This window comes from Mycolicibacterium houstonense (assembly GCF_900078665.2).
Taxonomy (GTDB): domain Bacteria; phylum Actinomycetota; class Actinomycetes; order Mycobacteriales; family Mycobacteriaceae; genus Mycobacterium; species Mycobacterium houstonense.
The window spans coordinates 3,130,085-3,152,474 of the sequence record NZ_LT546207.1 but is presented as its reverse complement, the minus strand read 5'-3'; the positions used below and the strand labels follow the sequence as shown (position 1 = coordinate 3,152,474).

Below are 22,390 nucleotides of genomic sequence, written 5' to 3'. Positions count from 1 at the left end.
ACCCGCCGATCGCACTCATCGGCCGCACCGGCTGCACGAAATCCGGGTCGTTGATGCCGTGCCCCGCGGGCTTGGCCCACATCGCCGTCCGCCAGGCCGCCTCGAGGGCGTCGTCGTCGGCGCCGCCACGCAGCAGGGCGCGCAGATCGCTCTCCTCTGTCGAGAACAGGCAGCTGCGGATCTGGCCGTCGGCCGTCAACCGGGTGCGGTCACAGGCCGAACAGAAGGCGTGCGACACCGAGGCGATCACCCCGACCGTGCCCGCGGGATGCGCATCGGACCTGGCCACCTGCCACAGCTCGGCCGGGGCCGAGCCACGTGGTTTCGGATCGGGCCGCAGGTCGAAGTGCTGCCGCAGCGTGCCCAGGATCGCGTCGGCGTCGATCACCGCGCCGCGCTGCCAGGTATGGCCGGCGTCCAGCGGCATCTGCTCGATGATCCGCAGCTGGTAGCCGTGGTCCAGGCAGTACCGCAGGAGCCCGACCGCGTCGTCGAGGCCGGATACCGGATCGAGCACTGCGTTGACCTTCACCGGATCCAGGCCCGCGGCCTTGGCGGCCGCCAACCCCTCGAGGACGTCGGCCAGCCGGTCGCGGCGCGTGATCCGGGCGAAGTGCGCGGCGTCGACGCTGTCCAGCGACACGTTGATCCGGTCCAGGCCCGCCTGCTTGAGCCCGGCCGCGCGCCGGGCCAGTCCGATGCCGTTGGTGGTCAGCGTGATCTCCGGCCGGGGCTGCAGGGCCGCGGCGGCGGCAACCACGTCCTCCAGGTGACGGGTGACCAGTGGTTCGCCGCCGGTGAAGCGCACGCTGGTGATGCCCAGCCGGGTGACGGCGATCCGTAGCAGCCGGCTCAGTTCCGCGGTGCTCAGCAGGGCTTCGCCGGGCAGCCAGTCGAGGCCCTCGGCAGGCATGCAATAGGTACAGCGCAGGTTGCACTTGTCGGTCAGTGAGACGCGCAGGTCGGTGGCCACCCGGCCATAGGTGTCCACCAGCGGGCCGCTCGTCGGCGCCGGGTCGAGGGGAGCGCCGACTGCCGATCCGCCGGATCGGCTCACGGTGGGCAACCCGAGCGGGGTCAGCGTCATGCCGGGACCTTCGTCGAGTCGACCGGGACGATGTCCTTGCCCAACGGCACGAGCGAGACCGGGATCATCTTGAGATCGGCCAGCGCCAGCGGGATTCCGATGATCGTGACGGCCATGGCCGCCGCGCTGAGCAGATGGCCCAGCGCCAGCCACCAACCGAACAGGATGATCCAGATGATGTTGCCGATCAACGCCCCGGGGCGAGTGCCGGGCTTGTCCACGATCGTGCGGCCGAACGGCCACAGCGCGTAGGAGGCGATGCGCAGCGAGGCGAACCCGAACGGGATCGTGATGATCAGGACGAAACAGAGCAGTGCGGCCAGCAGGTAGCCCAGCGCCAACCACAGGCCGCCGAAGACCAACCAGATGATATTGAGTACCACTCGCATTACCGGCACATCTCTCTTCCAGAAGTGCTGCCAGCCTACCGAGTAATCGGGGTGAATCACCCGGGCAGGGCCGAGTAAGATCGCTGCATCGCGTCCCGGCGCTGACGGGACGCGAACTTTATGTGTGTAGGTAGTTCTGACAAGACGAGCGGGTGAGCAGCAGTGCCGACCGGCAAGGTTAAGTGGTACGACGCCGAAAAGGGCTTCGGCTTTTTGTCCCAGGAGGACGGCGAGGACGTGTACGTGCGTTCTTCGGCGCTGCCCGCAGGCGTCGAGGCCCTCAAGGCCGGTCAACGCGTCGAGTTCGGCGTGGCCGCCGGCCGCCGTGGCCCGCAGGCGCTGAGCCTCAAACTGATCGATCCGCCGCCGAGCCTGAGTCGGGCCCGCCGCGAGGCCGAGCGTCCCGAACACAAGCACACTCCCGATGAACTGCACGGCATGGTCTCGGACATGATCACGCTGCTCGAGGACATCGTGCAGCCCGAGCTGCGCAAGGGGCGCTACCCCGACCGCAAGGTCGCGCGCCGGGTGTCCGAGGTGGTCAAGGCTGTCGCGCAGGAGCTCGACGCCTGACGCTCGCGCGCCCAACGTCGGCTTGTGTTCGAGAATCGGCTGATTTCACGAACACAAGCCAACTCTGGACGTGGAGACTGGAGCCATGGCCCAGGGTTCCTACGTTGCGACCGGCAGCGGCGAGTTCAATCGAGATACCAACTACATCACCACCCGCATCACGCGCGATGGTCGTGACGGCTATCCCGTGGAGGCCGGCCGGTACCGGCTGATCGTGGCACGGGCCTGCCCGTGGGCGAACCGCACGATCATCGTGCGCCGGCTGCTGGGCCTGGAAGATGCTCTGTCGATTGGGTTTTGCGGGCCGACGCACGACGCGCGCAGCTGGACGTTCGACCTCGATCCCGACGGGCTCGACCCGGTGCTGGGTATCCCGCGCCTGCAGGACGCCTACTTCAAACGCGACCCGGACTACCCGAAGGGCATCACCGTGCCCGCGATCGTCGAAATCGCCACGGGCGCCGTGGTGACCAACGACTTCGCGCAGATGACGCTGGACTTCTCCACGGAGTGGACGGAATACCACCGCGAGGGCGCGCCGCAGCTCTATCCCGAGCCGTTGCGCGACGAGATCGACTCAGTGGCCGAGCGCATCTACACCGAGGTGAACAACGGGGTCTACCGGTGCGGTTTCGCCGGGTCCCAGGAGGCCTACGACAAGGCCTACGACCGCTTGTTCACCGCGCTGGACTGGCTGTCCGAGCGGCTGGCCTCCCAGCGGTATCTGGTGGGCGACACCATCACCGAGGCCGATGTCCGGCTTTTCACCACGCTGGCCCGGTTCGACCCGGTCTATCACGGCCACTTCAAGTGCAACCGGTCCAAGCTCAGCGAGCTGCCGGTGCTGTGGGCCTATGCCCGGGACCTGTTCCAGACCCCGGGTTTCGGTGACACCATCGATTTCGTCCAGATCAAGCAGCACTACTACGTCGTGCATTCGGACATCAACCCGACGCAGGTGGTCCCCAAGGGGCCGGACCTGGCCAACTGGCTGACGCCCCACGGCCGGGAATCCCTGGGCGGCAGGCCTTTCGGTGACGGCACGCCGCCGGGGCCGACGCGCGAGGGTGAGCGGGTACCGGCCGCGCACTCAGCGGGCTAGCTCAGGCTTCTCCGGCCAGACCGTGCTGATCGACCATTCGGCGTGCGGCAACGCGAACTGCTCGCCGTTCTGATCCTGGACCAGGGTCAGCAGCTGCACGGCCAGGCCGGTGAGCCGGCCGCGGTGCGGGTCGACGGTCGGGATCGTCACGGCCAGTGTGGATTTGGGCGTGTAGTAGGTGACCGTGGTGTCGATGGGGTTCTCGTACACCCGCAGCAGCCGCCAGGGCGCCCGGCTCACCGAGCTGGGCACCGAGAGTTGCACGGGGTTCTTCTCGGTGACCGGCAGCTCGCCCGCGTCGCGCGTTTCCTTGCAGTCGTCGAGGTTGAGCACGTCGCAGTACTGGAACGGCCCGATCCGCACCGAGTGGCCGTGCGAGTAGGCGCTGATCTGCGGCAGTTGATCGCCGTGGCCGCTGCTCAGCCGCCAGATGCCCACCGCGGTACCGGCGATGGCCAGCACAACGACGGCGGCCAGGATCATCAGGGTGCGCTTCACCGCGCCTCCCACGGGGCGTTCGTCGGGGCCGCGGCGGGCNCGCAACACCGAGAAGGATTTGGACAGCACCATCATGCCCAGCGCGCACGGGTAGAGCACCCACGACGGATAGCTGCCGGTGACGCCGTCGTAGTTGGCGATCAGCACCACGATCAGCACGGTGCGCAGCGCGAACGACGCGGCCAGTGCCACCCGGCGGCCGTGCTGCAGCCGGTCGAGTGCCGGACCGATCAGCGGGGCGATCACCGCGAACGGGGCGATGGTGATCAGCAGGTACAGCGCGACCTTGCTCTTGGATTCTCCGCTGGCGGCCGCGAAGAACAGGGTATTGGCCAGCGCGACGGCCATGGCCGCGTCAACGGCGAAGTTGGCCACCACCGGCCAGGTCAGCGCGGTCAGCCCGGATTTGTCGGCGCCGTCGGCGGTGGCGGCGCGATGCACGAAACCGTACATCCGCGAACCCATTTCGCGGCTGCGGGCGGCGGCGGCCCGGGTGACGGTGACCTTCTCACCGGCGGCCGCACCGACGCCGGGGGAGTGCGGCGGAACATCGTGCGCCGAGTACCTGGCGGTGTGCTGGTCGTCGAGCGGCGGCAACCAGCGGTTGGAGCTGGGCACCGACTGCCGGGGTGGCCGGCGGTGGGTCTCGTCGCTCGGGTAGTTGGCCATTCCGGGATGTTCCGCGCCGTGATCGGCCGGCGGCCGCGGCGGGTAGTAGGTCACCCCCCGATTCTCTCTTATCCGGCGCGCTGCCGGCCGACAGGCAACCGGTGTGGCCCGAGGTTGTGCCGGTCAGGCACTATGGAGGCGATGGAAAGCGTGACCGAATCTGCTGAGCAGACCCCCGAGACGCCCCCGGCGGCACCGTCGCAGGAGCAGGAGGCGGTGCTGTTGGGTGCCGCCGAGCAGGCGCGTGCGGCCCTGATCGAGTTCAGCGGCGAGGACGCCGTCGGGGAGTACCTCGGCGCGAGCATCGAGGATTCCGCCTCGGCCACACACCGGTTCCTGGCTGATCTGCTTGGTTACCGCGGCTGGCAGTGGGCCGTCGTGGTGGCCACCTACCCGGGCGCCGACCACGTGACGATCAGTGAGCTGGTCCTGGTGCCGGGGCCCACGGCGCTGCTGGCGCCGCAGTGGGTGCCGTGGCAGGACCGGATCCGTCCCGGCGACCTCGGGCCCGGCGATCTGCTGGCCCCGCCACCGGACGATCCGCGCCTGGTGCCGGGCTATATGGCCACCGGCGATCCGCTGATCGACGACACCGCGATGGAGCTCGGCCTCGGCCGGCGTCAGGTCCTCGGTGAGTGGGGCCGGGCACAGGCGGCACAGCGCTGGCACGATGGCGATTACGGGCCGGGCTCGGCGATGGCCCGCTCGACGCGCCGGGTCTGCCGGGACTGCGGGTTCTACCTTCCGCTCGGCGGCGCGCTGGGCATGATGTTCGGGGTGTGCGCCAACGAGCTGTCGGCCGACGGTCACGTGGTGGAAGCCGAGTACGGCTGCGGCGCTCATTCGGATACGCCGCAACCGCCGGGCACCGGTTCGCCGATGTACGAACCGTATGACGACGGCGTGCTCGACCTCGCCGAGCCGCCCAGCAACAGTTAGGCCACGCTCTCCCAGAAGCGGGTGAGCACCTCCGCGGCGCGTTCGGGGGCCTGGACCATCCACCAATGCCCCAGCCCGTCCAGCACCTCGGTGCGGGCACCGGCGCGCTCCGCCGCGCGATGCCTGATCTCGGCCGACCCGATGTAGGGATCGTCGGTGGCCAGCAGGGACAACCCCGGCCGCGCCCGCGCGTTCTCCAGTGCTTGCCCGGCCTCGGCCATCTCGGGTTGCCGCGCCGACCGGTACAGGGCCAGGATGGCCCGGCCCATCTCGGGTCCCTGGGCTTCGGCGATCGATGTGGCGATGCCGGCCGGTATGCCCAGCGCGCTCATCTGGGCGGCGCGATCCTCGACCGTCCCGCTCAACATGGTCTCGACCAGCTGCTCACCCTCGCCGGGGGTCTGCCACACCTGCGCCAGGTCGTGCCAGACGTAGTCCGGGTCGAACAACCCGACGACGTCGCTGGCCCAGCTGCGGACGAGTTCGGGCCGGTGCATCGCCAGGTTCACCACGTGGCCGCCGCCCCAGTCGTGCCCGACCAGGTCGACCGGGCCGCCGAGGGACTCCAGTTCGCCTTCGAGCCAGTCCCGGTAGGCCAGATAGGTGGCAGGGAACTCGGCGGGAAGGGGTGCCCCGAAGCCTGGCGGCGACAGTCGCACCACGTCGCCGCGGCCCAGGGCTTCGATCAGCGGCTCCCAGATCGCGTCCGTCTCCGGGTTTCCGTGCACGAGGACGACAGTCATGACGTCATCCTGTCACGGGCCGCCCGGGCCGGGGGTCGGATCGGTTCGGTGCTGCGGTGAAAGTCGTTGGCGGCGACGGTGATTGGCCAAGCGAGCCGAGGGGCTCAGTTCTCGGCGGCGGCCTTGATCCGCGCCAGCGAGGCGTTCATCCCATCGACGAGCTCGTCCTCGAAGCTGGGCACACCGCCGAACAACGCATTCACCAGGGCGTTGGACACCGCGGTGGTGCCGTTCTCGGCGTGGCGGGATTCGGTCACCCGGGTGCCGGTGGCGGTCGGCTCCAGTTCGTAGCTCCAGATCGTGTTGTTGCCCTCGACCAGGAAGGCCAGCTTCTGCTTGTCGATGACCTCGGTGATGCGCGAGGTGGTCGGCCAGAACACGAACTTGCGCCGGTTGAGGTTGAAGGTGCGGGTTCCCGGACGCACCGGCCCGAGCGGCTTCATCAGCCGGCACTGCGGGCTCCACTGCGGCATGCGGCGCAGGTCGGAGATCAGTGCCCATACCTTGTCGACCGGCGCGTCGATGTCGACGGTGGCTTGCAGGAGTGGTGCGGCCATGGTGCCTCCTCAGGTCAATCCGCTTTGTGCACCGCGGGATCCGCGGCGCACGGCACGGCGCTGGATCAGGAAGATACACGTGCCGAGAACGCCGATCCCCAGCCCGGCGACGGTGTACGGCCGCCAGTGGTGCAGTCCGGCCACGGTGAAGGCCAGGACCGTGGCGACCAGCCAGCCGGTGGCGATCACCAGGATCACCGGCCACGGCTCCAGCAGGGCGGCAGGCAGGGCCGGCGGCTGGGGCGTCGGCTCGTCGGGCTCCTCGGTCATCGTGCACCAACGTATCGGATGCGGCGGGGATTCATTGGTCTTGGTTTTAGCCCTTTACCTTCGGGCGCTCAGTACTATTTCCGATGTGAAGGATCCGGAGGCGCGACTTGCGAATGATCTGGCTCTGGCCGTTGTCCGTCTCGCGCGTCAATTACGCACGCGGCGTGCGGAATCCCCGGTTTCGCTGACCCAGTTCTCCGCGCTGGCCACCCTGGCCAAGGAGGGCGCGATGACGCCGAGCGCCTTGGCGTTGCGGGAGCGTGTGCGTCCGCCGTCAATGACGCGGGTGATCGCCTCGCTGGCCGAGCAGGGGCTGGTGGCCCGGGCCGCCCACCCCCTCGACGGCCGTCAGATCGTGGTGTCGGCCTCGCCGGCCGGGATGAACCTGGTCGAGGCCGAGCGCCGCGCCAGCCAGGAGTGGCTCAAGGCGCAGTTGTCGCGGCTGGATCCCGACGACCGCCAGACGCTGGTCACCGCCGCCGACCTGATGTCGGCGATGGTCCTCGAAGGCGCGTGAGTCTGCTGGACGTCATCGATATCGACGATCCGGCCGATGCCCGGTTGGACGACTTCCGCGATCTCAACAGCGTGGACCGCAGGCCCGATCTGCCCAGCGGAAAAGGCCTGGTGATCGCCGAAGGGGTGTTGGTGGTCCAGCGCATGCTGGCCTCGCGCTTCATTCCGCGTGCCCTGCTGGGCACCGACCGGCGCCTGGGTGAACTGGTGGCCGACCTCGACGGGGTGGACGTGCCGTTCTACCGGGCCAGCGCGGAGGTGATGGCTGACACGGTCGGATTCCATCTCAATCGCGGAGTACTGGCCTCGGCCTCACGAGCGCCGGAGTTGTCTGTCGCGGAGGTGATCTCGGGCGCACGCACCGTGGCCGTGCTCGAAGGGGTCAACGATCACGAGAACCTGGGCTCGATCTTCCGTAACGCCGCCGGGCTGGCCGTGGACGCCGTGGTGTTCGGGGCCGGATGTGCCGACCCGCTGTACCGCCGGGCGGTGCGGGTGTCGATGGGGCATGCCCTGCTAGTTCCCTTCGCCCGCGCCGGCGCGTGGCCCGACGATCTGGAGCTTTTGCGGGACAATGGTTTTCGTCTGCTGGCCATGACGCCGGACCCGGCGGCAGCGACCCTCTCGGACGCGATGGTCCAGCTGGAAGGGGACCGGGTCGCGGTGCTGGTCGGGGCCGAGGGGCCCGGATTGACCGAGCGCACGATGCGGGCCAGCGACGTGCGGGTGCGGATCCCGATGTCGCGTGGCACCGATTCGCTCAACGTCGCCACCGCCGCCGCGCTGGCGTTCTACGAACGAGCCAGGCTCAGGCACTGAGACCACGTTAGATTGACCTCGTGACCGACGATTCCACGCCGTGGGGGACCGGCCTGACGGTGGCCGGGTTCGTGGCCGCGGTGATCGGCGCGGCGATAGTGGTGCTCGGCGTTGGATTGTTGCGCGTGCACCCGCTGCTGGCGATCGGCCTCAACATGGTGGCGGTCGGCGGGCTGGCACCCACGGTGTGGGGCTGGCGGCACCGCCCGGTGTGGCGTTGGTTCGTGCTCGGCTCGGGCGTCGGGGTGGCCTTCGGGTGGATTGCGCTGTTGGCCATCGGGTTGACGCAGGGCTGACCGCAGCTGGTAATTGGCCACTATGACTGACCCAGAAGGGTGTGGGCGAGTCGCGCCTGCCACACCGCGACGTCCTCGATACCCAGAATGCGCAGCACCACCTGATCGGCGCCTGCCGCGTGATACTCGGCGATGCGCTGCGAGATGTGTTCGGGCGTGCCCCACGCCGTGATGCCGTCGAGCAACCGGTCGGCGACGGTGTCGATGTCGGACTCGGTGAAACCCTGACGGATCAGGTTGCGGCGATACCCGCCCTGAGCGGTGAGGAACCGCAGCGGTTCGGCAGCCGCGGCACGTGCCTGCTCGTGGTCGGCCGCGGGGATGACCATGAGCAGCACCGCCAGCAGCCGGTCGGGGCCCAGCACCGACCGCGCCGAGGCCACGTATGACGGGGTCACCAGGTACGGGTACGCGCCGGCGGAACGGTCCCGCGCCAGCGCCAGCAGATTCGGTCCGAGTGCGGCCAGGATCCGGCGTTCGGCACCGATGCCGGCCGCATCGAGCGCGTCCAGATAGGTGTTGAGGGTGGCCACCGGCCGTGGGCCGTGGGCGCCACCGAGGCCGACGAGAAAGCGATCGGGGTGCTCGCGCTGAAGGTCGTCGTAGGTGCTGACCACCTCGGTGGTCGGCACTCGCGCCACCGGAACGATGCCTGTCGCGACCGGGATCGACGTGGTCGCACGGACCGCCGCGGCGAGCATCGGGAGATTTCCCGAGCGCCACAGCGTCGAGTACCCGAGGTCCTCGGCACGACGGGCTTCGTCGGCCACCACGGCCGCGTCGTCGGTGTAGGGATTGCTGCCGGCCAGCCCGATGGGGCCAAGGGAGATCATGCGGGTGACGCTATGACCTCAAGAACGCTTCAGGTCAAGCGATCAGGGCTGGGTGCCCGAGGAGCGCACACCCAGCAGCACGTCTTCCCAGGCCGGAACCGTGGCACGGGCCTTGCGGCTGCGCTTGGGTGCCGGGGGAGCGGGCGCCGGTACGGGTTCGGCCGGCCCGCTGAACTGATCCGGCGCGGCGGCCGGGGTCTCGACGGGCTCGTCCGTCTCGTGGTGATCGAACAGGTGCGGCACGGCGGCAACGGGACGCAGCGGCCGGTTGAAATCGGGGTTGATCAGCTGGCGGGCCGCATCGTCGGACGCCGTGACGGTTCCGCCGTGGGCGCCCGGGGTGAACCGGAAGTGTGCGACGTTGTCCGAGCGGCCGGCCTTCCAGGCCAGCTGGACGGTCCAGCGGCTGTCCTCGTTGCGCCACGCGTCCCAGCCGATGGAATCGGGATCCAGGCCGCGGGCCACCAGTGCCGTGGTGACGGTCTCCAACAGCGTCAGCACCGCGGGTCCGTCGGTCAGCACCGGGTGCGCCGCGGTGGCCAGCTCGGCCGCGCGGGCGCGTTCCAGCAGCACCGGGTGGGCGAACCGCTCGACCCGCTCGACGGGCACACCCGCTGCGGCGGCCAACTGCTCGACCGATGCCCCAGCGCGGATCTTGGCCTGAATCTCCTTGGGTCGCAGCACGTTCTGTACCTCTGCATCGATCTCGGTCTGATTCGAGGCGACCTGATCGCCGCGCATCGCGGCACGCAGCCGGTCGTCGACACGCAAGCTGAACATGTCCTTGGCGGAGTCGTCGGATTCGCAGATGATGCGCCTGCCGTCGACGTTCAATCCAACGACTCTGAGTTCTCGCATACCGACCAAACCTCCTGCGCGAACCCTACTGCGTTATCGGCCCGTTACCGGGCTGACACGCTGGCGGGAGGTGACCCGACTCAGAGATTCTCGACGACCCAGTCGACACAGCTGGTCAGGGCGCTCACGTCGTCGGGATCCACGGCCGGGAACATGCCGATCCGCAACTGGTTCCGGCCCAGCTTGCGGTAGGGCTCGGTGTCCACGATGCCGTTGGCCCGCAGCACCTTGGCGACCGCGGCGGCGTCCACCGCATCGTTGAAGTCGATGGTGCCGACCACCTGCGAGCGCAGCGCCGGATCGGTGACGAACGGAGTGGCGAAGGACGTGCGCTCGGCCCATGAGTACAGGCGCTGCGAGGAATCGGCGGTGCGCTTGACGGCCCAGTCCAGCCCGCCGTTGCCGTTGAGCCAGTCGAGCTGCTCGGCCAGCAGGATCAGCGTCGCGATGGCCGGGGTGTTGTACGTCTGGTTCTTGAGGCTGTTCTCCACCGCGATCGGCAGCGACAGGAAATCGGGCACCCAGCGGTCCGATGCGGCGATCGACTCGATGCGGGCCAGCGCCGCCGGGCTGACGATGGCCAGCCACAGGCCGCCGTCACCGGCGAAATTCTTCTGCGGCGCAAAGTAGTACGCGTCGGTGTCGGCGATGTCGACCGGCAGCCCGCCGGCCGCCGAGGTGGCGTCGATCAGGACCAGCGCGTCGCCGTTCGGACGCTGGACGGGCACCGAGACCCCCGTCGAGGTCTCGTTGTGAGCCCAGGCGACGACGTCCACCGACGGGTCGGACTGCGGCTGCGGCGCGGTGCCCGGGTCGGTCTTGATGATGATCGGGTCGCCGATGAACGGGTTCTTGGCCACGCACGAGGCGAACTTGGAGCTGAACTCGCCGTAGGTCAAGTGCAGCGAACGCTTGTCGATCAGGCCGAACGCCGCGGCGTCCCAGAATGCGGTCGAGCCGCCGTTGCCGAGGATGACCTCGTAGCCGTCCGGCACCGAGAACAGGGTGCGCAGCCCGTCGCGGACGCGGCCCACCAGATTCTTGATCGGCGCCTGGCGATGGGAGGTGCCGAACAGGTCCCCGGCGTTGGCCAGCGCGGTCAGCTGTTCGGGGCGGACCTTGGAGGGGCCGCAACCGAAGCGTCCGTCTTTCGGCTTGAGGTCGGCGGGGATCGTCAGTTCAGCCATGGCGTTCAGATTATCGGCCCGGGACGATCCGGCCGAAATCACCCGGCCTGGGGCACCACGTAGCTGGGTTGGTACCGGTTCTGCCCGCTCTCGATCGCCTTGGCCTTCAGGTAGTCCTCGGCGCTCGGATAACCCGCGATCTCGGCCTGCTTCTGCAGCGCCATCTGGCGGGCCGGCTCGGTCTGGGGCTGCGCCGCCGCCTTCTCGGCCTCGGCCTTGGCGCGGGCGGCGTTGGCGTCAGACCGGACGCGATTTCGGCCGCGAACCGGGCCGTGGCAGCGTTTACACAGCCGGTCTGCAATGTTTTTTCAAGCGTGAACGGGCCCGATGGCGGCGCTTTTACCTGGCATTTTTGCTCATGGAAGGCGGTGAAAGCCGATTCGATGGCAAACTTTTCAAATCCGGCATGGACATTTACTCGATACCTGCGGTACCGTTGTACAACAAGTGGGTAGATGTAAACCTCAGACAATATAGAGAGGTCTGCAACATGGCTCGGACCAAGATGGTCAGGCGCTGGCGCAAGAACATGGATGTCAGCGACGACGCCCAGTACGTCGAAATGCTCACCACACTGTCCGAGGGGTCGGTGCGGCGCAACTTCAACCCGTACAAGGACATCGAGTGGGACTCGCCGGAGTTCGCCGTCGTCCCCAACGATCCGCGCTGGATCCTCCCGGCGACCGACCCGATGGGCGGTCACCCGTGGTACCAGGCTCAGCCGGTCGAGCGGCAGATCGAGATCGGCATGTGGCGTCAGGCCAACGTCGCCAAGGTCGGCCTGCACTTCGAGAACATCCTGATCCGCGGGCTGATGGAGTACTCGTTCTGGGTGCCCAACGGCTCGCCGGAGTATCGGTACTGCCTGCACGAGTCCGTTGAGGAGTGCAACCACACCCTGATGTTCCAGGAGATGGTGAACCGCATCGGCAAGGACGTGCCGGGCATGCCGCGCTTGCTCAAGTGGTTGCAGCCGCTGATCCCGCTGGCCGCAGGCCCGCTGCCGATCCCGTTCTTCTTCGGCGTGCTCGCCGGCGAGGAGCCCATCGACCACACGCAGAAGAACGTGCTGCGCGAGGGCAAGGCCCTGCATCCGATCATGGAACGGGTGATGGCGATTCACGTCGCCGAGGAGGCGCGGCACATCTCGTTCGCGCACCAGTACCTGCACAAGCGGGTGCCCAACCTGCGTCGCCGCCAGCGCTGGATTCTGTCGCTGTTCGTGCCGCTGACCATGCGCATCCTGTGCTCGGCGATCATCGTGCCGCCGCGCGCGTTTTGGAAGGAATTCGACATTCCGCGCTCGGTGCGCAAGGAGCTGTTCTTCGGTTCGCCCGAGTCCCGCAAGATGCTGCGCGACATGTTCGGCGACGTCCGGATGCTCTGCCACGACACCGGTCTGATGAACCCGATCGCCAAGCTGATGTGGCGCATCTGCAAGATCGACGGGCCGCCGAGCCGCTACCGTAGCGAACCGCAGCGCGAGCACCTGGTCTCGGTCGCCTAAAGCTCGCCCCGGAGGGTTCTGAGGTCTTTTATGCCCCACGTGATCACCCAGTCGTGTTGCAGCGACGGGTCCTGTGTCTACGCGTGCCCGGTGAACTGCATCCATCCGTCACCGGATGAGCCGGGCTTCGCCACGGCCGAGATGCTCTACATCGACCCCGAGGCCTGTGTGGACTGCGGCGCCTGCGTCTCCGCCTGCCCGGTGGGCGCGATCGCGGCCGACACCCGGCTGACGGAGAAGCAGCTGCCGTTCATCGAGCTCAACGCGGCCTTCTATCCGAAGCGCGAGGGCAAGCTGCCGCCGACGTCCAAGCTGGCCCCGGTGATCGCGGCGCCGAAGGTGGCGGCGCGACCCGGTGGCCCGTTGACGGTGGCCATCGTGGGTTCGGGGCCGGCCGCCATGTACGCGGCCGACGAGTTGCTGACCCAGCGTGGCGTGCGGGTGAACGTCTTCGAGAAGCTGCCGACGCCGTACGGGTTGGTACGGGCCGGTGTCGCGCCGGATCATCAGAGCACCAAACGGGTGACGAGTCTGTTCGACACCATCGCCAAGCAGTCGGGCTTCAAGTTCTTCCTCAATGTCGAGGTGGGCAAGCACGTTTCGCATGCCGATCTGTTGGAGCACCACCACGCCGTGTTGTACGCGGTGGGCGCGCCCAACGACCGTCGTCTCGACATCGACGGCATGGCCCTGCCGGGCACCGGGACCGCGACCGAGATGGTGGCCTGGATCAACGGGCATCCGGAGTTCACCGACCTGCCGGTGGACCTGAGCCACGAGCGGGTCGTCATCGTGGGCAACGGCAACGTCGCATTCGACGTGGCCCGGGTGCTCACCACCGACCCGGATGTGTTGGCGCGCACCGATATTTCGGATCATGCGCTGGCAGCACTGCGCGCGTCGAAGGTCACCGAGGTGGTGGTGGCGGCCCGCCGCGGCCCCGCGGAGTCGGCCTTCACCCTGCCCGAGCTGATCGGGCTGACCGCGACCTGCGACGTCGTGCTCGACGAGGCGGACCATGCGCTGGTGGTCGCGGACCTGGCGCGGGTGACCGATCCGCTGACCCGCAACAAGCTGGAGATCCTGGCCAAGCTGGGTGACGCCTCGGCACCCATCACCCGGCCCCGCATCCGGCTGGCCTACCGCCTCACCCCGCAGCGGGTGCTCGGTGCGGATCGGGTGACCGGTATCGAATTCGGCGTGACCGGCACCGATGAGGTGCGCACGCTCGACGCCGGGCTGGTGCTGACCTCGATCGGCTACCGCGGCAAGGCGATCACCGATCTGCCGTTCGACGACGACGCCTCCGTCGTGCCCAATGACGGTGGCCGGGTGATCAATTCGTCCGGTGCCTATGTGGCCGGCTGGATCAAGCGTGGCCCCACCGGGTTCATCGGCACCAACAAGTCCTGTGCGGCGCAGACCGTGCGGCAGTTGGTCGACGATTACAACGCCGGTGTGCTGACCGATCCGGTGCACAAGCCCGCGGCCCTGGACAAGTTGGTGCGGACGCGTCAGCCCGCCGTGGTCGACGCCGCCGGTTGGCACGCGATCGACGCGGCCGAGATCGCTCGGGGTGGTCAGGACCGTCCGCGCGACAAGTTCACCTCGGTGGCCGACATGCTCGCGATCGCCGCGACCGCACCGAAACCGACGGTGCGACAGCGGGTCCTGGCGGGCCTGCGCGACTAGCGACTAACCCGGAGCCTCGAACTCGAAACCGGCTGCGGTGGGCGTGGCGATCAGATCGGCACATTCCCTGGGCCGGAACCGGGCGATGAACACGTCTTCTTGGGCGGCCCATCGGTCCCAGTGCGGCCGGTAGGTGTCACCGTCGCGTTCCAGCGCCCGTCGCTTGCGTTGGGCGTCGTCGGCATCGACCCAGATGCCGAGATCGGCACACGCCCGGGTGGCCGGGGTGAGCGCACCGATGCCCTCGACGACGAGGCGCTGTTGTGGCTCGACCGGGTGCCACCCGCTCGGTGCGTTGGTGGCCCAATCCCATTGGCGCCAGCGCCCGGTGAGCCCGCGGGCCCGCGGTTCGAGCAGTGATCGCTGCACATGACCGGCGGCCCAGAGCAGGCCGTCCCAGCCGGGATAGATGTCGTCCAGTCGGACCACGATGCTGCCGGGCCAGGCGTCGCGCAACTGCACTGCCAGCGTCGACTTGCCCGATCCCGACCGGCCGTCGATCAGGACCGTCGTCGCCGCGGCGCCGAGGCGGCCCACGACATCATCGAGTGCCAATGAAGTTCCAACTTCCGGAGGCCACCGACACCGCGATCGCGCCCGCCGCGATCACGAACCCCGCGGCGATCAAAGCAACTTCGCGTTTCCCGAACGGCGATGGGCGGGCCCAGGTCCGCGTCGGGTAGGCGCCGAACCCACGCGCTTCCATCGCGGTGGCGAGCTTCGACCCACGGCGCACCGCGAACACCAGCAGTGCGAACGCCTGCCCGGCCACGCGCCGTGCCCTGGCGTGGTCGGCCACACCGCGGGCCCGGCGGGCATACCCGAGGTAGCGCCAGTCCTGCCCGAGCAGTCCGACCATGCGCAACCCGGCCAGTGCGCCGAGCACGAACCGGGCCGGCAGCCGTAACACCTGTCCCAAACCGTCTGCTAATTCGGTCGATTCGACGTCGATGAACAGGATTACCGAGGGCAGGGCGATGGCGAGCACCCGCAGGAAGGTGGCCAGCGCGAGCGCGATCGAGCTGTCGCTGATCGTGACGAGAAGGAAGTGCCAGTACACGGTGCCGCCGACCTGCCCGTAGAGCAGGATGGTGACGGCGGTGAGCGCGGCCGCGATGGCGACGACGGCACCCCGCGTCAGGGCCGCCCGCAGCTTGACACCGATGGCCGCGAACAGCACCATCTCGCCGATCAGGGCGGTCAGCGCCGACACCCAGTCCACCGAGAGCACCAGCGCGCCGGCGATGACCAGGGCGGTGAGCAGGCGGGCGACCGGGTTGATGGTGCGCGGCGCGGCCGCTTCGGCGAGATTCGACGCGGTCACGGCGTCGCCTCCGCGGTGGGTTGCCAGTCCGGCAACGCAATCCGGGTATCGGCGAGCAGGGTGGTGAAGTCGAGATCGTGGGTCGCCGCGACCACGGCGGTGCCCTCGTCGCAGATCCCGGCGAGCAGCCGGGTCAGTTCCTCCCAGGTGCGACGGTCCTGCCCGAAGGTCGGCTCGTCGAGGATGATCACCCTTGGGGCGGTGGCCAGCATGGTCGCCACCGACAGGCGGCGCTTCTCGCCACCGGACAGGGTGTACGGATTCACCGTGGCCAGGTGCGTCAGGTGCAGGCGTTCCAGGAGTTCGTCGGTGCGCGTGGCGATTTCGGCCGCCCCGACCTTGAGCGCCTTGGGGCCCAGCGCGAGTTCGTCGCGCACGGAACCGGTGAGGAACTGGTGTTCGGGATCTTGGAACACACTGCCGATGCGGGTGAGCAGTTCTTTCGACCGCCACTCGATCGGGGTGCGGCGCGACGGCGCCGGCGCGAAGTCGGCGTGCGCTTCCAGGCGCCCGGCCGGGGCGGGCAAGAGCCCGCCGAGGGTGAGGGCCAGGGTCGATTTGCCTGCCCCGTTGGAGCCGGTGATCACCGTCGTCCGGCCCGCTTCGACGGCGAAACTCAGACCCAGGTGCATCGGGGGATCACCGGGGTGCCCGAGTGCCAGATCCGTGGCCTGCAACAAGGTTTCAGTCGTGGGGGACCGGCGGCGGCCGATCTCGGGCAGCGCGGTGTCGGGTACCCACACCCCGGACCGGACGAGGTAGTCGTGGTGGCGGTGGAGGGTCTGCTCGGGTGTCCCGTCGGCGATCACCTCACCGTCGGGACCAAGCGCGATGACCCGGTCGATGACCGGCAGCCACACCTCGGTGCGGTGCTCGATGACGATGAGGGTGGCTCCGGTCCGCGCGACCGATTCGGCGACCGCGTCGCGCACCTCGACGACCCCGCCGGGGTCGAGATTGGCCGTCGGCTCGTCGAGCAGGATCAGGCCGGGGTTCATCGCGATCACCCCGGCCAGCGCGAGGCGCTGTTTCTGTCCGCCGGACAGCTGTGAAGTCGGCTGGGACAGGCCGAGTTTCAGCCCGACCGCGTCGAGTGCGGCCCGGACCCGAGGCCAGATCTCGTCGCGCGCGACGCCGAAGTTCTCCATGCCGAAGGCGACATCGTCACCGATGCGGGTCAGGATCACCTGGGAGTCGGGGTCCTGCAGCACCATGCCGATGCGGTGACGCCGGTCGGCAGGCGCGGCGCCGTCGACCCGCAGAGTGCCCGTCTGCCGCCCCTCCTCGGCACCGCCGAGCAGACCGGCAATACCATGCAGCAGAGTCGATTTCCCGGCTCCGGACGGACCGAGCAACAGCACCCGCTCGCCGGGCTCGATCCGCAGATCGAGATCGCGCACGGCCCACGCGGCGCGTCCGGCGTGGCTCCAACCCCAGCCCTGTGCCGTGACGGTGACACCGGTGCCGTGCGATGAGGTCATCGAGCGTCCGGCGCGATCCGGCCTGAGGCGAACCGGCTCAGCGCGCCCGTCCTGGCCAGCCCCCGCACGGCGAACCAGGACAGCAGGCCGGCGACCAGGGCGCCGGAGACGATCGCCGAGACTGTGTAGATCACCGCGAAGGTGTTCGCCGAGCCCGGATACCACAGGATGAGGTCGTTGACGGCCAGCGCCAGCCCGGCGGCCGCACCTGCCAGCACGGCGACGGGCAGTCCCCACCGGCGGTAGAGGAAGACCGCGAAGACGAGTTCCGCGCCGAGGCCCTGCACCAGGCCCGACTCGATGGTCAGCACGCCCCACTGGTTGCCGACCAGCGCCGACACGGTGGCGGCGACCAGTTCGCCGTAGAGCGCGGCGCCCGGCTTGCGGATCACCAGGGCGGTGAGCACACCGGCGAACAACCAGCCCCCGGCGAGCAATGCCTGCAGTCCGGGCAACAGGGCCGTCAGTGGCGCGCCGATCGGGTTGGACGCGATGTTCCACACCACGAACACCAGGCCCGCCGCCGTCGCGAGGACGCTGGCGACGACGATGTCGACCACCCGCCAGCGCAGCGCGGGGGTGCCTGCCGTCGTGTCCGTGGACCGCTCGTTCATCTGTCTCCTTCATGACGCATCGAGATGCCATGCGTGGGGATCAGTATGAACGGCGCAGCTGGTGAGAGCCGACACCGCGGCGCTGCCTCACCGAAACCGGCGGTCAGACAGCGCCCGGTGCGCAGTTTGGGCTATTGCCCGGACTTCATCGCCTTCTCGATCTCCTGCGGGCTGACCTCGCGCACCGGCTGCCCGAGTGACCACTGGTGTCCGAACGGGTCGCGCACGATGCCGTACCGATCGCCCCAGAACTGGTCCTCGAGTTCCGCCACCACCTCGGCGCCCGCCTCGACCGCGCGGGCGAACTTCGTTTCGACATCGGTCACGGTGAGGTGGATGGTCACCGGGGTGCCACCGAGGGCCTTGGGGGTCATCGACTTGCCACCGCTGTACTCCGGGAAGTCGTCGTTGAGCATGACGGTGGACCCGTTGATGCTGAGCGCGGCGTGGATGAGCTTGCCGTCGGGACCGGGAACACGGCCCAGCTCGGTCGCGCCGAAAGCCTTGACATAGAAATCAATTGCCGCGGCGGCGTCGTCGACAACCAGGTGGGGAAGGACTGCGGGGGTTACTTCGATCGCCATGTTTCTCTCCTCATTGTGAGATGGTGAGCGGACTCAATGCAGACCCGCGCGGCGGGCGGATCTCATCGCCATGCAACCACCACGGTCTGACAAGTGCATGAACCGCGAGCCGACGCTTTGTGCCGGATAACCGCCCTGATCTGGCGATAAACCGTCGTCTCGGCAGGGAAGGATCAGGTGACGGAGAACGGGTGCGGCAGCTCGGCACGCCCGGTGAGCGCCAGCAGCACGGCCTCACCCTCGCCGAGTTCCACCGCGATCTGCGTGGCGAGGGTGGTCGCCGCCGCGAGCACCTCGTTGGGCAGGCCGGCCGAAAGACCCGTGGCCCGGGCGATGTCGAGGCTGTGCACGGCGAGCTCGAAGATGCGGGTGGGCAGGTAACCGCTCAACCGCATGCCGAACCCGNATAGGTGCTGACGGTGATCAGCGATCGGGAGGTGTGGCCGACCAGGGCCCGCAGATCCCACTCACCCAAGCCGGGCCCGTCCAACGAATCCGCCGGCAGCGCCTGCACCAACCGGGCGAAACCGTGTGCAGCCGAAGCGAATACGTCGCGGACGCTCGTCATGAGCCGGCGATCTTGTCCCATCCCGCGACGGACTCGACGCTGCGCGGTTCCGGGCCGACGTAGATGGCCGCCGGGCGCACCAGCTTGCCCAGCCGCTTCTGCTCCATGATGTGCGCGCACCAGCCCGCGGTCCGGCCGCAGGTGAACATCGCCGGCATCATCGAGGCGGGCACCTGGGCGAAGTCGAGGATCACCGCGGCCCAGAACTCGACGTTGGTCTCGATGGCCCGGTCCGGGCGGCGCTCACGAAGCTCGGCCAGCGCGGCCTGCTCCAGTGCCGCTGCCACCTCGTAGCGGGGGGCCTCAAGGCGTTTTGCGGTGGCCCGCAGCACCCGCGCCCGCGGGTCCTCGGCCCGGTAGACGCGGTGGCCGAAGCCCATCAGCTTGTCGCCGCGATCGAGGATCGACTTGACCACCGTCCGGGCGTCACCGGTCTTCTCGACCTCTTCGATCATCGGCAGCACCCGGGCCGGGGCGCCGCCGTGCAGTGGGCCGCTCATCGCGCCGACGGCCCCCGACAGTGAGGCCGCCACGTCGGCGCCGGTGGAGGCGATCACCCGGGCGGTGAACGTCGAGGCGTTCATCCCGTGCTCGGCCGCCGTCACCCAGTAGGCGTCGATCGCCTCGATGTGGCGGGGATCCGGGTCGCCCTGCCACCGGGTCATGAAAAGCGCTGTCACGGTGGGGCATTCGTCGATCATGCGTTGTGGCACCGCCGGCTGATAGATGCCACGGGCGGATTGGGCGACGTAGGACAGTGCCATCACCGAGGCCCGGGCCAGCTGGTCGCGAGCCGTCGAATCATCGATGTCCAGCAGGGGCGCATATCCCCAGATCGGTGCCAGCATGGCCAGCCCGGCCTGGACGTCGACGCGCACGTCGCCGCTGTGGATGGGCAGCGGGAACGGTTCGGCCGGGGGCAGCCCCGTGCCGAAACTGCCGTCGACCAGCAGCCCCCACACGTCGCCGAACGTGACGTGGCGGTCGACCAGTTCCTCGATGTCCACGCCCCGGTAGCGCAGCGCGCCGCCGTCCTTGTCCGGTTCGGCGATCTCGGTGGTGAAGGCGACGACGCCTTCCAGGCCGGCAACGAAGTCTTCCGGTACGGCTGGCATGGCCAGATTGTTGCACCAACCTCAGGCGTAGCGTTATCGCGGTGCCAATACCCGGTGACCGAGACGAACACGACCTGGCTGCCATGCGCGTGGACTATGTGGAGAAAGACGGCTGCGGCGATCTCGACGTCGACTGGCTCGGCGAGGATCCGGCGACCGGTTGGCTGATGCTGCTGCGGACCTGGCTGGCCGATGCCTACCGGGCCGGGGTGGCCGAGCCCAACGCCATGGTCGTCGGCACCACCGACGGCGAGGGAAGACCCGTGACGCGAACGGTGTTGTGCAAGAGCATGGGCGAGACCGGTATCACGTTCTTCACCAACTACGACTCGGCCAAGGGCGTACAGCTGGCCGTGAACCCGTATGCGTCGGCGACGTTCCCCTGGTACCAGTTGGGGCGCCAGGTGCACGTGCGCGGTCCGGTGCGCCGGGTCAGCCGCGAGGCCACCGAGGAGTACTGGTCCAAGCGGCCCCGCGGTTCACAGCTGGGTGCGTGGGCGTCGCAGCAGTCCAGCCCGATCGCGTCCCGGGCGGCGCTGCTGGCTCAGCTGGCCGAGGTGACCGAGCGGTTCGCCGATCTCGAAACGGTTCCGGTGCCGCCCAATTGGGGCGGATACCTGATCGAGCCGGAGAGCGTGGAGTTCTGGCAGGGCCGGGAGAACCGGGTACACAACCGTATTCGCGTGACCGGTGACCAAACGGAACGCCTGCAGCCATGAAATTTCCCCGTCGCTTCGCTCGCCCCAGGGCGAAATTTCCCCGTCGCTTCGCTCGCCCCGGGGCGAAATTTCCCCGTCGCTTCGCTCGCCCGGCATAGTGGGTAGATTCTTCGCCGACACCACACCGCTACGCACCCCGGATTTCCGGCGGTTGTGGCTGGCCGGGATCCCGACGGTCATCGGTGCGAACCTGACCATCTTCGCGGTGCCGGTGCAGCTGTACGTGCTCACCGAGAACTCGGCGTACGTCGGTCTGGCCGGTCTGTTCGCACTGGTCCCGCTGGTCGTGTTCGGGCTGTGGGGCGGAGCCTGGGCCGACGCGATGGACCGCCGACTGCTGCTGATCATCGCCTCGATCGGGTTGGCCGGTGCCTCGGTGCTGCTGTGGTTACAGGCCGCGCTCAAGCTGAACAACGTGTGGGTGGTGCTGTGCCTGCTTGGAGTGCAGCAGGCCTTCTATGCGGTCAACAGTCCGACCCGTTCGGCGGCCATCCCGCGGATGCTGCCGGACGAGCAGTTGCCCGCGGCCAACTCGCTGAACATGACGGTGATGCAGTTCGGCGCGATCGTCGGCCCGCTGATGGCGGGCTTCCTGCTGAACTGGGTGGATCTGTCGACGTTGTACCTGATCGACGCCGTGACCTGTCTGGCCCCGATCTGGGCCACCTTCCGATTGGCGCCGATGCCTCCGGCGAGCACCGAGCAGGGCTCGTCGCGGTGGGGCCTGGCGGCGGTGCTCGACGGTTTCCGCTACCTGGCCGGCAACCAGGTGGTGTTGATGTCGTTCGTCGTCGATCTGGTGGCGATGATCTTCGGGATGCCGCGGGCGTTGTTCCCCCAGATGGCGCACGAGAGCTTCGGCGGCCCGGTCGAGGGTGGCACCGCGATGGCGTTGCTGGCGGCCGCCATGTCGGTCGGCGCGGTGGCCGGAGGCGTGTTCTCGGGCTGGCTGCCGCGGGTCCGAAGACAGGGCCTGGCCGTTGTGGCGGCCATCGTGGTCTGGGGCGTGGCGATGGTCGGGTTCGGCCTGGCCGGTGGTCTGGCCGCCGGCACCGCCGGGCTGATGTTGTGGATCGCCTTGGCGTTCTTGGCCATTGGCGGTGCCGCCGACATGGTGTCGGCCGCGTTCCGGTCGACGATCCTGCAGCAGGCCGCCTCCGACGAGCTGCGCGGCCGATTGCAGGGGGTGTTCACCGTGGTGGTCGCGGGTGGCCCACGACTGGCCGACACGGTGCACGGGGCGGCAGCGGCGGCGGTCGGCACCACGGTTGCCGCGGCCGGTGGCGGCGTCCTGGTGGTCATCGGTGTGGTGATCGCCGCGCTCGCGGTGCCCGCATTCGTCCGCTACCGGGTTGGGGTGGCCACCCGCGAGCCGCGGGACGAGACCGAGCCTGACAAAGTGTGACCATCGGCAAATTGCACGGGATGCCACATAGTTGCCGAATCCGCC

The 22,390-nt window shown here is 68.8% G+C and carries 26 protein-coding genes and 2 pseudogenes; 10 read left to right on the top strand and 18 right to left on the bottom strand.

The annotated features are described in order from the left end of the window. Both moaA and BN4332_RS15930 read right to left on the bottom strand, forming a co-directional pair. Positions 1–1,087, bottom strand: a 1,087-nt coding sequence (gene moaA / locus BN4332_RS15935) for a GTP 3',8-cyclase MoaA (protein WP_066899544.1), incomplete at its 3' end; no start/stop codon positions are given. After that, entirely contained in the window at positions 1,084–1,476 is a 393-nt protein-coding gene (locus BN4332_RS15930) for a YccF domain-containing protein (RefSeq protein WP_066899542.1), read from the bottom strand. The genes moaA and BN4332_RS15930, both read right to left, overlap by 4 nt. 162 nt (positions 1,477–1,638) lie before the next feature. On the opposite strand from BN4332_RS15930, the gene BN4332_RS15925 reads away from it, so the two are divergent. Beyond that, complete coding sequence (locus tag BN4332_RS15925) at positions 1,639–2,049, top strand: cold-shock protein (protein ID WP_066899540.1); 411 nt, start codon at positions 1,639–1,641, stop codon at positions 2,047–2,049. A gap of 85 nt (positions 2,050–2,134) precedes the next feature. Further along, positions 2,135–3,151 (top strand): glutathione S-transferase family protein, encoded by a 1,017-nt coding sequence (locus BN4332_RS15920; RefSeq protein WP_066899538.1) that lies wholly within the window; start codon positions 2,135–2,137, stop codon positions 3,149–3,151. Here the strand turns inward: BN4332_RS15920 and BN4332_RS15915 are convergent. After that, entirely contained in the window at positions 3,140–3,634 is a 495-nt protein-coding gene (locus BN4332_RS15915; RefSeq protein WP_235654277.1) for a DUF2771 domain-containing protein, read from the bottom strand. The genes BN4332_RS15920 and BN4332_RS15915 overlap by 12 nt on opposite strands. 57 nt (positions 3,635–3,691) lie before the next feature. Further along, positions 3,692–4,318 (bottom strand): annotated as a pseudogene (locus BN4332_RS15910) (MFS transporter); the annotation flags it as partial. Between the two features lie 141 nt (positions 4,319–4,459). Here BN4332_RS15910 and BN4332_RS15905 point away from each other — a divergent pair. Next, positions 4,460–5,257, top strand: coding sequence for a DUF3027 domain-containing protein (locus BN4332_RS15905; protein WP_066899557.1), 798 nt, complete (start codon positions 4,460–4,462; stop codon positions 5,255–5,257). Here BN4332_RS15905 and BN4332_RS15900 read toward each other — a convergent pair. The 3 genes from BN4332_RS15900 to BN4332_RS15890 form a co-directional block, all read right to left on the bottom strand. After that, entirely contained in the window at positions 5,254–6,000 is a 747-nt protein-coding gene (locus BN4332_RS15900) for an alpha/beta fold hydrolase (RefSeq protein ID WP_066899536.1), read from the bottom strand. The two genes, BN4332_RS15905 and BN4332_RS15900, sit on opposite strands and share 4 nt — an antisense overlap. A gap of 104 nt (positions 6,001–6,104) precedes the next feature. Next, complete coding sequence (locus tag BN4332_RS15895; RefSeq protein ID WP_066899534.1) at positions 6,105–6,557, bottom strand: SRPBCC family protein; 453 nt, start codon at positions 6,555–6,557, stop codon at positions 6,105–6,107. 9 nt (positions 6,558–6,566) lie between these two features. Next, positions 6,567–6,827: a DUF2530 domain-containing protein gene (locus BN4332_RS15890; RefSeq protein WP_066899532.1), complete on the bottom strand. Its 261-nt coding sequence runs from the start codon at positions 6,825–6,827 to the stop codon at positions 6,567–6,569. An 85-nt stretch (positions 6,828–6,912) separates the two neighbouring features. On the opposite strand from BN4332_RS15890, the gene BN4332_RS15885 reads away from it, so the two are divergent. Genes BN4332_RS15885 through BN4332_RS15875 form a run of 3 tightly spaced genes read left to right on the top strand, consistent with a single transcriptional unit; the run spans position 6,913 to position 8,458 of the window. Further along, on the top strand, positions 6,913–7,344 hold the full coding sequence (locus BN4332_RS15885) for an Rv0880 family HTH-type transcriptional regulator (RefSeq protein ID WP_066899530.1): 432 nt from the start codon (positions 6,913–6,915) through the stop codon (positions 7,342–7,344). Then, complete coding sequence (locus BN4332_RS15880; protein WP_066899527.1) at positions 7,341–8,162, top strand: TrmH family RNA methyltransferase; 822 nt, start codon at positions 7,341–7,343, stop codon at positions 8,160–8,162. The genes BN4332_RS15885 and BN4332_RS15880 overlap by 4 nt, the downstream gene beginning before the upstream one ends. A 20-nt stretch (positions 8,163–8,182) precedes the next feature. Next, positions 8,183–8,458, top strand: a complete 276-nt coding sequence (locus BN4332_RS15875; protein WP_066899526.1) for a DUF2537 domain-containing protein — start codon at positions 8,183–8,185, stop codon at positions 8,456–8,458. Between the two features lie 20 nt (positions 8,459–8,478). Here the strand turns inward: BN4332_RS15875 and BN4332_RS15870 are convergent, their stop codons facing one another. The 4 genes from BN4332_RS15870 to BN4332_RS34895 form a co-directional block, all read right to left on the bottom strand. Next, a complete protein-coding gene (locus tag BN4332_RS15870; protein ID WP_066899524.1) occupies positions 8,479–9,291 on the bottom strand; it encodes a TIGR03620 family F420-dependent LLM class oxidoreductase in 813 nt (270 codons plus the stop codon). A gap of 42 nt (positions 9,292–9,333) precedes the next feature. Continuing rightward, the gene (gene sepH / locus BN4332_RS15865; protein ID WP_066899522.1) at positions 9,334–10,149 is read right to left on the bottom strand and encodes a septation protein SepH; all 816 of its coding nucleotides are present in this window, start codon (positions 10,147–10,149) and stop codon (positions 9,334–9,336) included. An 80-nt stretch (positions 10,150–10,229) separates the two neighbouring features. Beyond that, entirely contained in the window at positions 10,230–11,336 is a 1,107-nt protein-coding gene (gene serC, locus BN4332_RS15860) for a phosphoserine transaminase (RefSeq protein ID WP_066899556.1), read from the bottom strand. A 38-nt stretch (positions 11,337–11,374) separates the two neighbouring features. Continuing rightward, positions 11,375–11,500 carry a hypothetical protein gene (locus BN4332_RS34895; protein ID WP_264077158.1) on the bottom strand — a complete coding sequence of 42 codons (126 nt, stop codon included), beginning with the start codon at positions 11,498–11,500 and terminating at the stop codon, positions 11,375–11,377. Positions 11,501–11,826: 326 nt separating this feature from the next. Here BN4332_RS34895 and BN4332_RS15850 point away from each other — a divergent pair, with 326 nt between their 5' ends. Then, positions 11,827–12,843, top strand: coding sequence for an AurF N-oxygenase family protein (locus BN4332_RS15850; RefSeq protein WP_066899520.1), 1,017 nt, complete (start codon positions 11,827–11,829; stop codon positions 12,841–12,843). 30 nt (positions 12,844–12,873) lie between these two features. Beyond that, the gene (locus BN4332_RS15845) at positions 12,874–14,535 is read left to right on the top strand and encodes a 4Fe-4S binding protein (protein ID WP_066899518.1); all 1,662 of its coding nucleotides are present in this window, start codon (positions 12,874–12,876) and stop codon (positions 14,533–14,535) included. A 3-nt stretch (positions 14,536–14,538) separates the two neighbouring features. Here the strand turns inward: BN4332_RS15845 and BN4332_RS15840 are convergent, their stop codons facing one another. The 7 genes and pseudogenes from BN4332_RS15840 to BN4332_RS15810 all read right to left on the bottom strand — a co-directional run bounded on the left by BN4332_RS15840 (position 14,539) and on the right by BN4332_RS15810 (position 20,221). Continuing rightward, complete coding sequence (locus BN4332_RS15840) at positions 14,539–15,090, bottom strand: nucleoside/nucleotide kinase family protein (protein ID WP_066899516.1); 552 nt, start codon at positions 15,088–15,090, stop codon at positions 14,539–14,541. Beyond that, positions 15,077–15,859: an energy-coupling factor transporter transmembrane component T family protein gene (locus tag BN4332_RS15835; protein WP_066899514.1), complete on the bottom strand. Its 783-nt coding sequence runs from the start codon at positions 15,857–15,859 to the stop codon at positions 15,077–15,079. Before BN4332_RS15835 ends, BN4332_RS15840 begins: the two co-directional genes overlap by 14 nt. Continuing rightward, complete coding sequence (locus BN4332_RS15830) at positions 15,856–17,340, bottom strand: ABC transporter ATP-binding protein (RefSeq protein ID WP_066899512.1); 1,485 nt, start codon at positions 17,338–17,340, stop codon at positions 15,856–15,858. The genes BN4332_RS15835 and BN4332_RS15830 overlap by 4 nt, the downstream gene beginning before the upstream one ends. Then, on the bottom strand, positions 17,337–17,954 hold the full coding sequence (locus BN4332_RS15825; protein WP_066899510.1) for an ECF transporter S component: 618 nt from the start codon (positions 17,952–17,954) through the stop codon (positions 17,337–17,339). Before BN4332_RS15825 ends, BN4332_RS15830 begins: the two co-directional genes overlap by 4 nt. A 131-nt stretch (positions 17,955–18,085) precedes the next feature. Continuing rightward, entirely contained in the window at positions 18,086–18,538 is a 453-nt protein-coding gene (locus tag BN4332_RS15820; RefSeq protein ID WP_066899508.1) for a VOC family protein, read from the bottom strand. Positions 18,539–18,711: 173 nt separating this feature from the next. Continuing rightward, positions 18,712–19,106, bottom strand: a pseudogene (locus tag BN4332_RS15815) (DinB family protein). Then, entirely contained in the window at positions 19,103–20,221 is a 1,119-nt protein-coding gene (locus tag BN4332_RS15810; RefSeq protein WP_066899502.1) for a citrate synthase 2, read from the bottom strand. The pseudogene BN4332_RS15815 and the gene BN4332_RS15810 overlap by 4 nt, the downstream one beginning before the upstream one ends. Positions 20,222–20,268: 47 nt before the next feature. Here BN4332_RS15810 and pdxH point away from each other — a divergent pair, with 47 nt between their 5' ends. Both pdxH and BN4332_RS15800 read left to right on the top strand, forming a co-directional pair. Further along, entirely contained in the window at positions 20,269–20,940 is a 672-nt protein-coding gene (pdxH, locus tag BN4332_RS15805) for a pyridoxamine 5'-phosphate oxidase (RefSeq protein WP_264077297.1), read from the top strand. Positions 20,941–21,037: 97 nt separating this feature from the next. Beyond that, a complete protein-coding gene (locus tag BN4332_RS15800; RefSeq protein WP_066899500.1) occupies positions 21,038–22,345 on the top strand; it encodes an MFS transporter in 1,308 nt (435 codons plus the stop codon). Positions 22,346–22,390: the final 45 nt, after the last annotated feature.

Bases quoted from the DNA above. Each gene is read 5' to 3' on its own strand.
- BN4332_RS15920 (WP_066899538.1), top strand. From the start codon at position 2,135: ATGGCCCAGGGTTCCTACGTTGCGACCGGCAGCGGCGAGTTCAATCGA.
- BN4332_RS15845 (WP_066899518.1), top strand. From the start codon at position 12,874: ATGCCCCACGTGATCACCCAGTCGTGTTGCAGCGACGGGTCCTGTGTC.
- BN4332_RS15820 (WP_066899508.1), bottom strand. From the start codon at position 18,538: ATGGCGATCGAAGTAACCCCCGCAGTCCTTCCCCACCTGGTTGTCGAC.
- BN4332_RS15810 (WP_066899502.1), bottom strand. From the start codon at position 20,221: ATGCCAGCCGTACCGGAAGACTTCGTTGCCGGCCTGGAAGGCGTCGTC.
- BN4332_RS15890 (WP_066899532.1), bottom strand. From the start codon at position 6,827: ATGACCGAGGAGCCCGACGAGCCGACGCCCCAGCCGCCGGCCCTGCCT.
- BN4332_RS15930 (WP_066899542.1), bottom strand. From the start codon at position 1,476: ATGCGAGTGGTACTCAATATCATCTGGTTGGTCTTCGGCGGCCTGTGG.
- BN4332_RS15895 (WP_066899534.1), bottom strand. From the start codon at position 6,557: ATGGCCGCACCACTCCTGCAAGCCACCGTCGACATCGACGCGCCGGTC.
- serC (WP_066899556.1), bottom strand. From the start codon at position 11,336: ATGGCTGAACTGACGATCCCCGCCGACCTCAAGCCGAAAGACGGACGC.
- BN4332_RS15825 (WP_066899510.1), bottom strand. From the start codon at position 17,954: ATGAACGAGCGGTCCACGGACACGACGGCAGGCACCCCCGCGCTGCGC.
- BN4332_RS15900 (WP_066899536.1), bottom strand. From the start codon at position 6,000: ATGACTGTCGTCCTCGTGCACGGAAACCCGGAGACGGACGCGATCTGG.
- BN4332_RS34895 (WP_264077158.1), bottom strand. From the start codon at position 11,500: ATGGCGCTGCAGAAGCAGGCCGAGATCGCGGGTTATCCGAGCGCCGAG.
- sepH (WP_066899522.1), bottom strand. From the start codon at position 10,149: ATGCGAGAACTCAGAGTCGTTGGATTGAACGTCGACGGCAGGCGCATC.
- BN4332_RS15905 (WP_066899557.1), top strand. From the start codon at position 4,460: ATGGAAAGCGTGACCGAATCTGCTGAGCAGACCCCCGAGACGCCCCCG.
- BN4332_RS15915 (WP_235654277.1), bottom strand. From the start codon at position 3,634: ATGATCCTGGCCGCCGTCGTTGTGCTGGCCATCGCCGGTACCGCGGTG.
- BN4332_RS15870 (WP_066899524.1), bottom strand. From the start codon at position 9,291: ATGATCTCCCTTGGCCCCATCGGGCTGGCCGGCAGCAATCCCTACACC.
- BN4332_RS15830 (WP_066899512.1), bottom strand. From the start codon at position 17,340: ATGACCTCATCGCACGGCACCGGTGTCACCGTCACGGCACAGGGCTGG.
- BN4332_RS15850 (WP_066899520.1), top strand. From the start codon at position 11,827: ATGGCTCGGACCAAGATGGTCAGGCGCTGGCGCAAGAACATGGATGTC.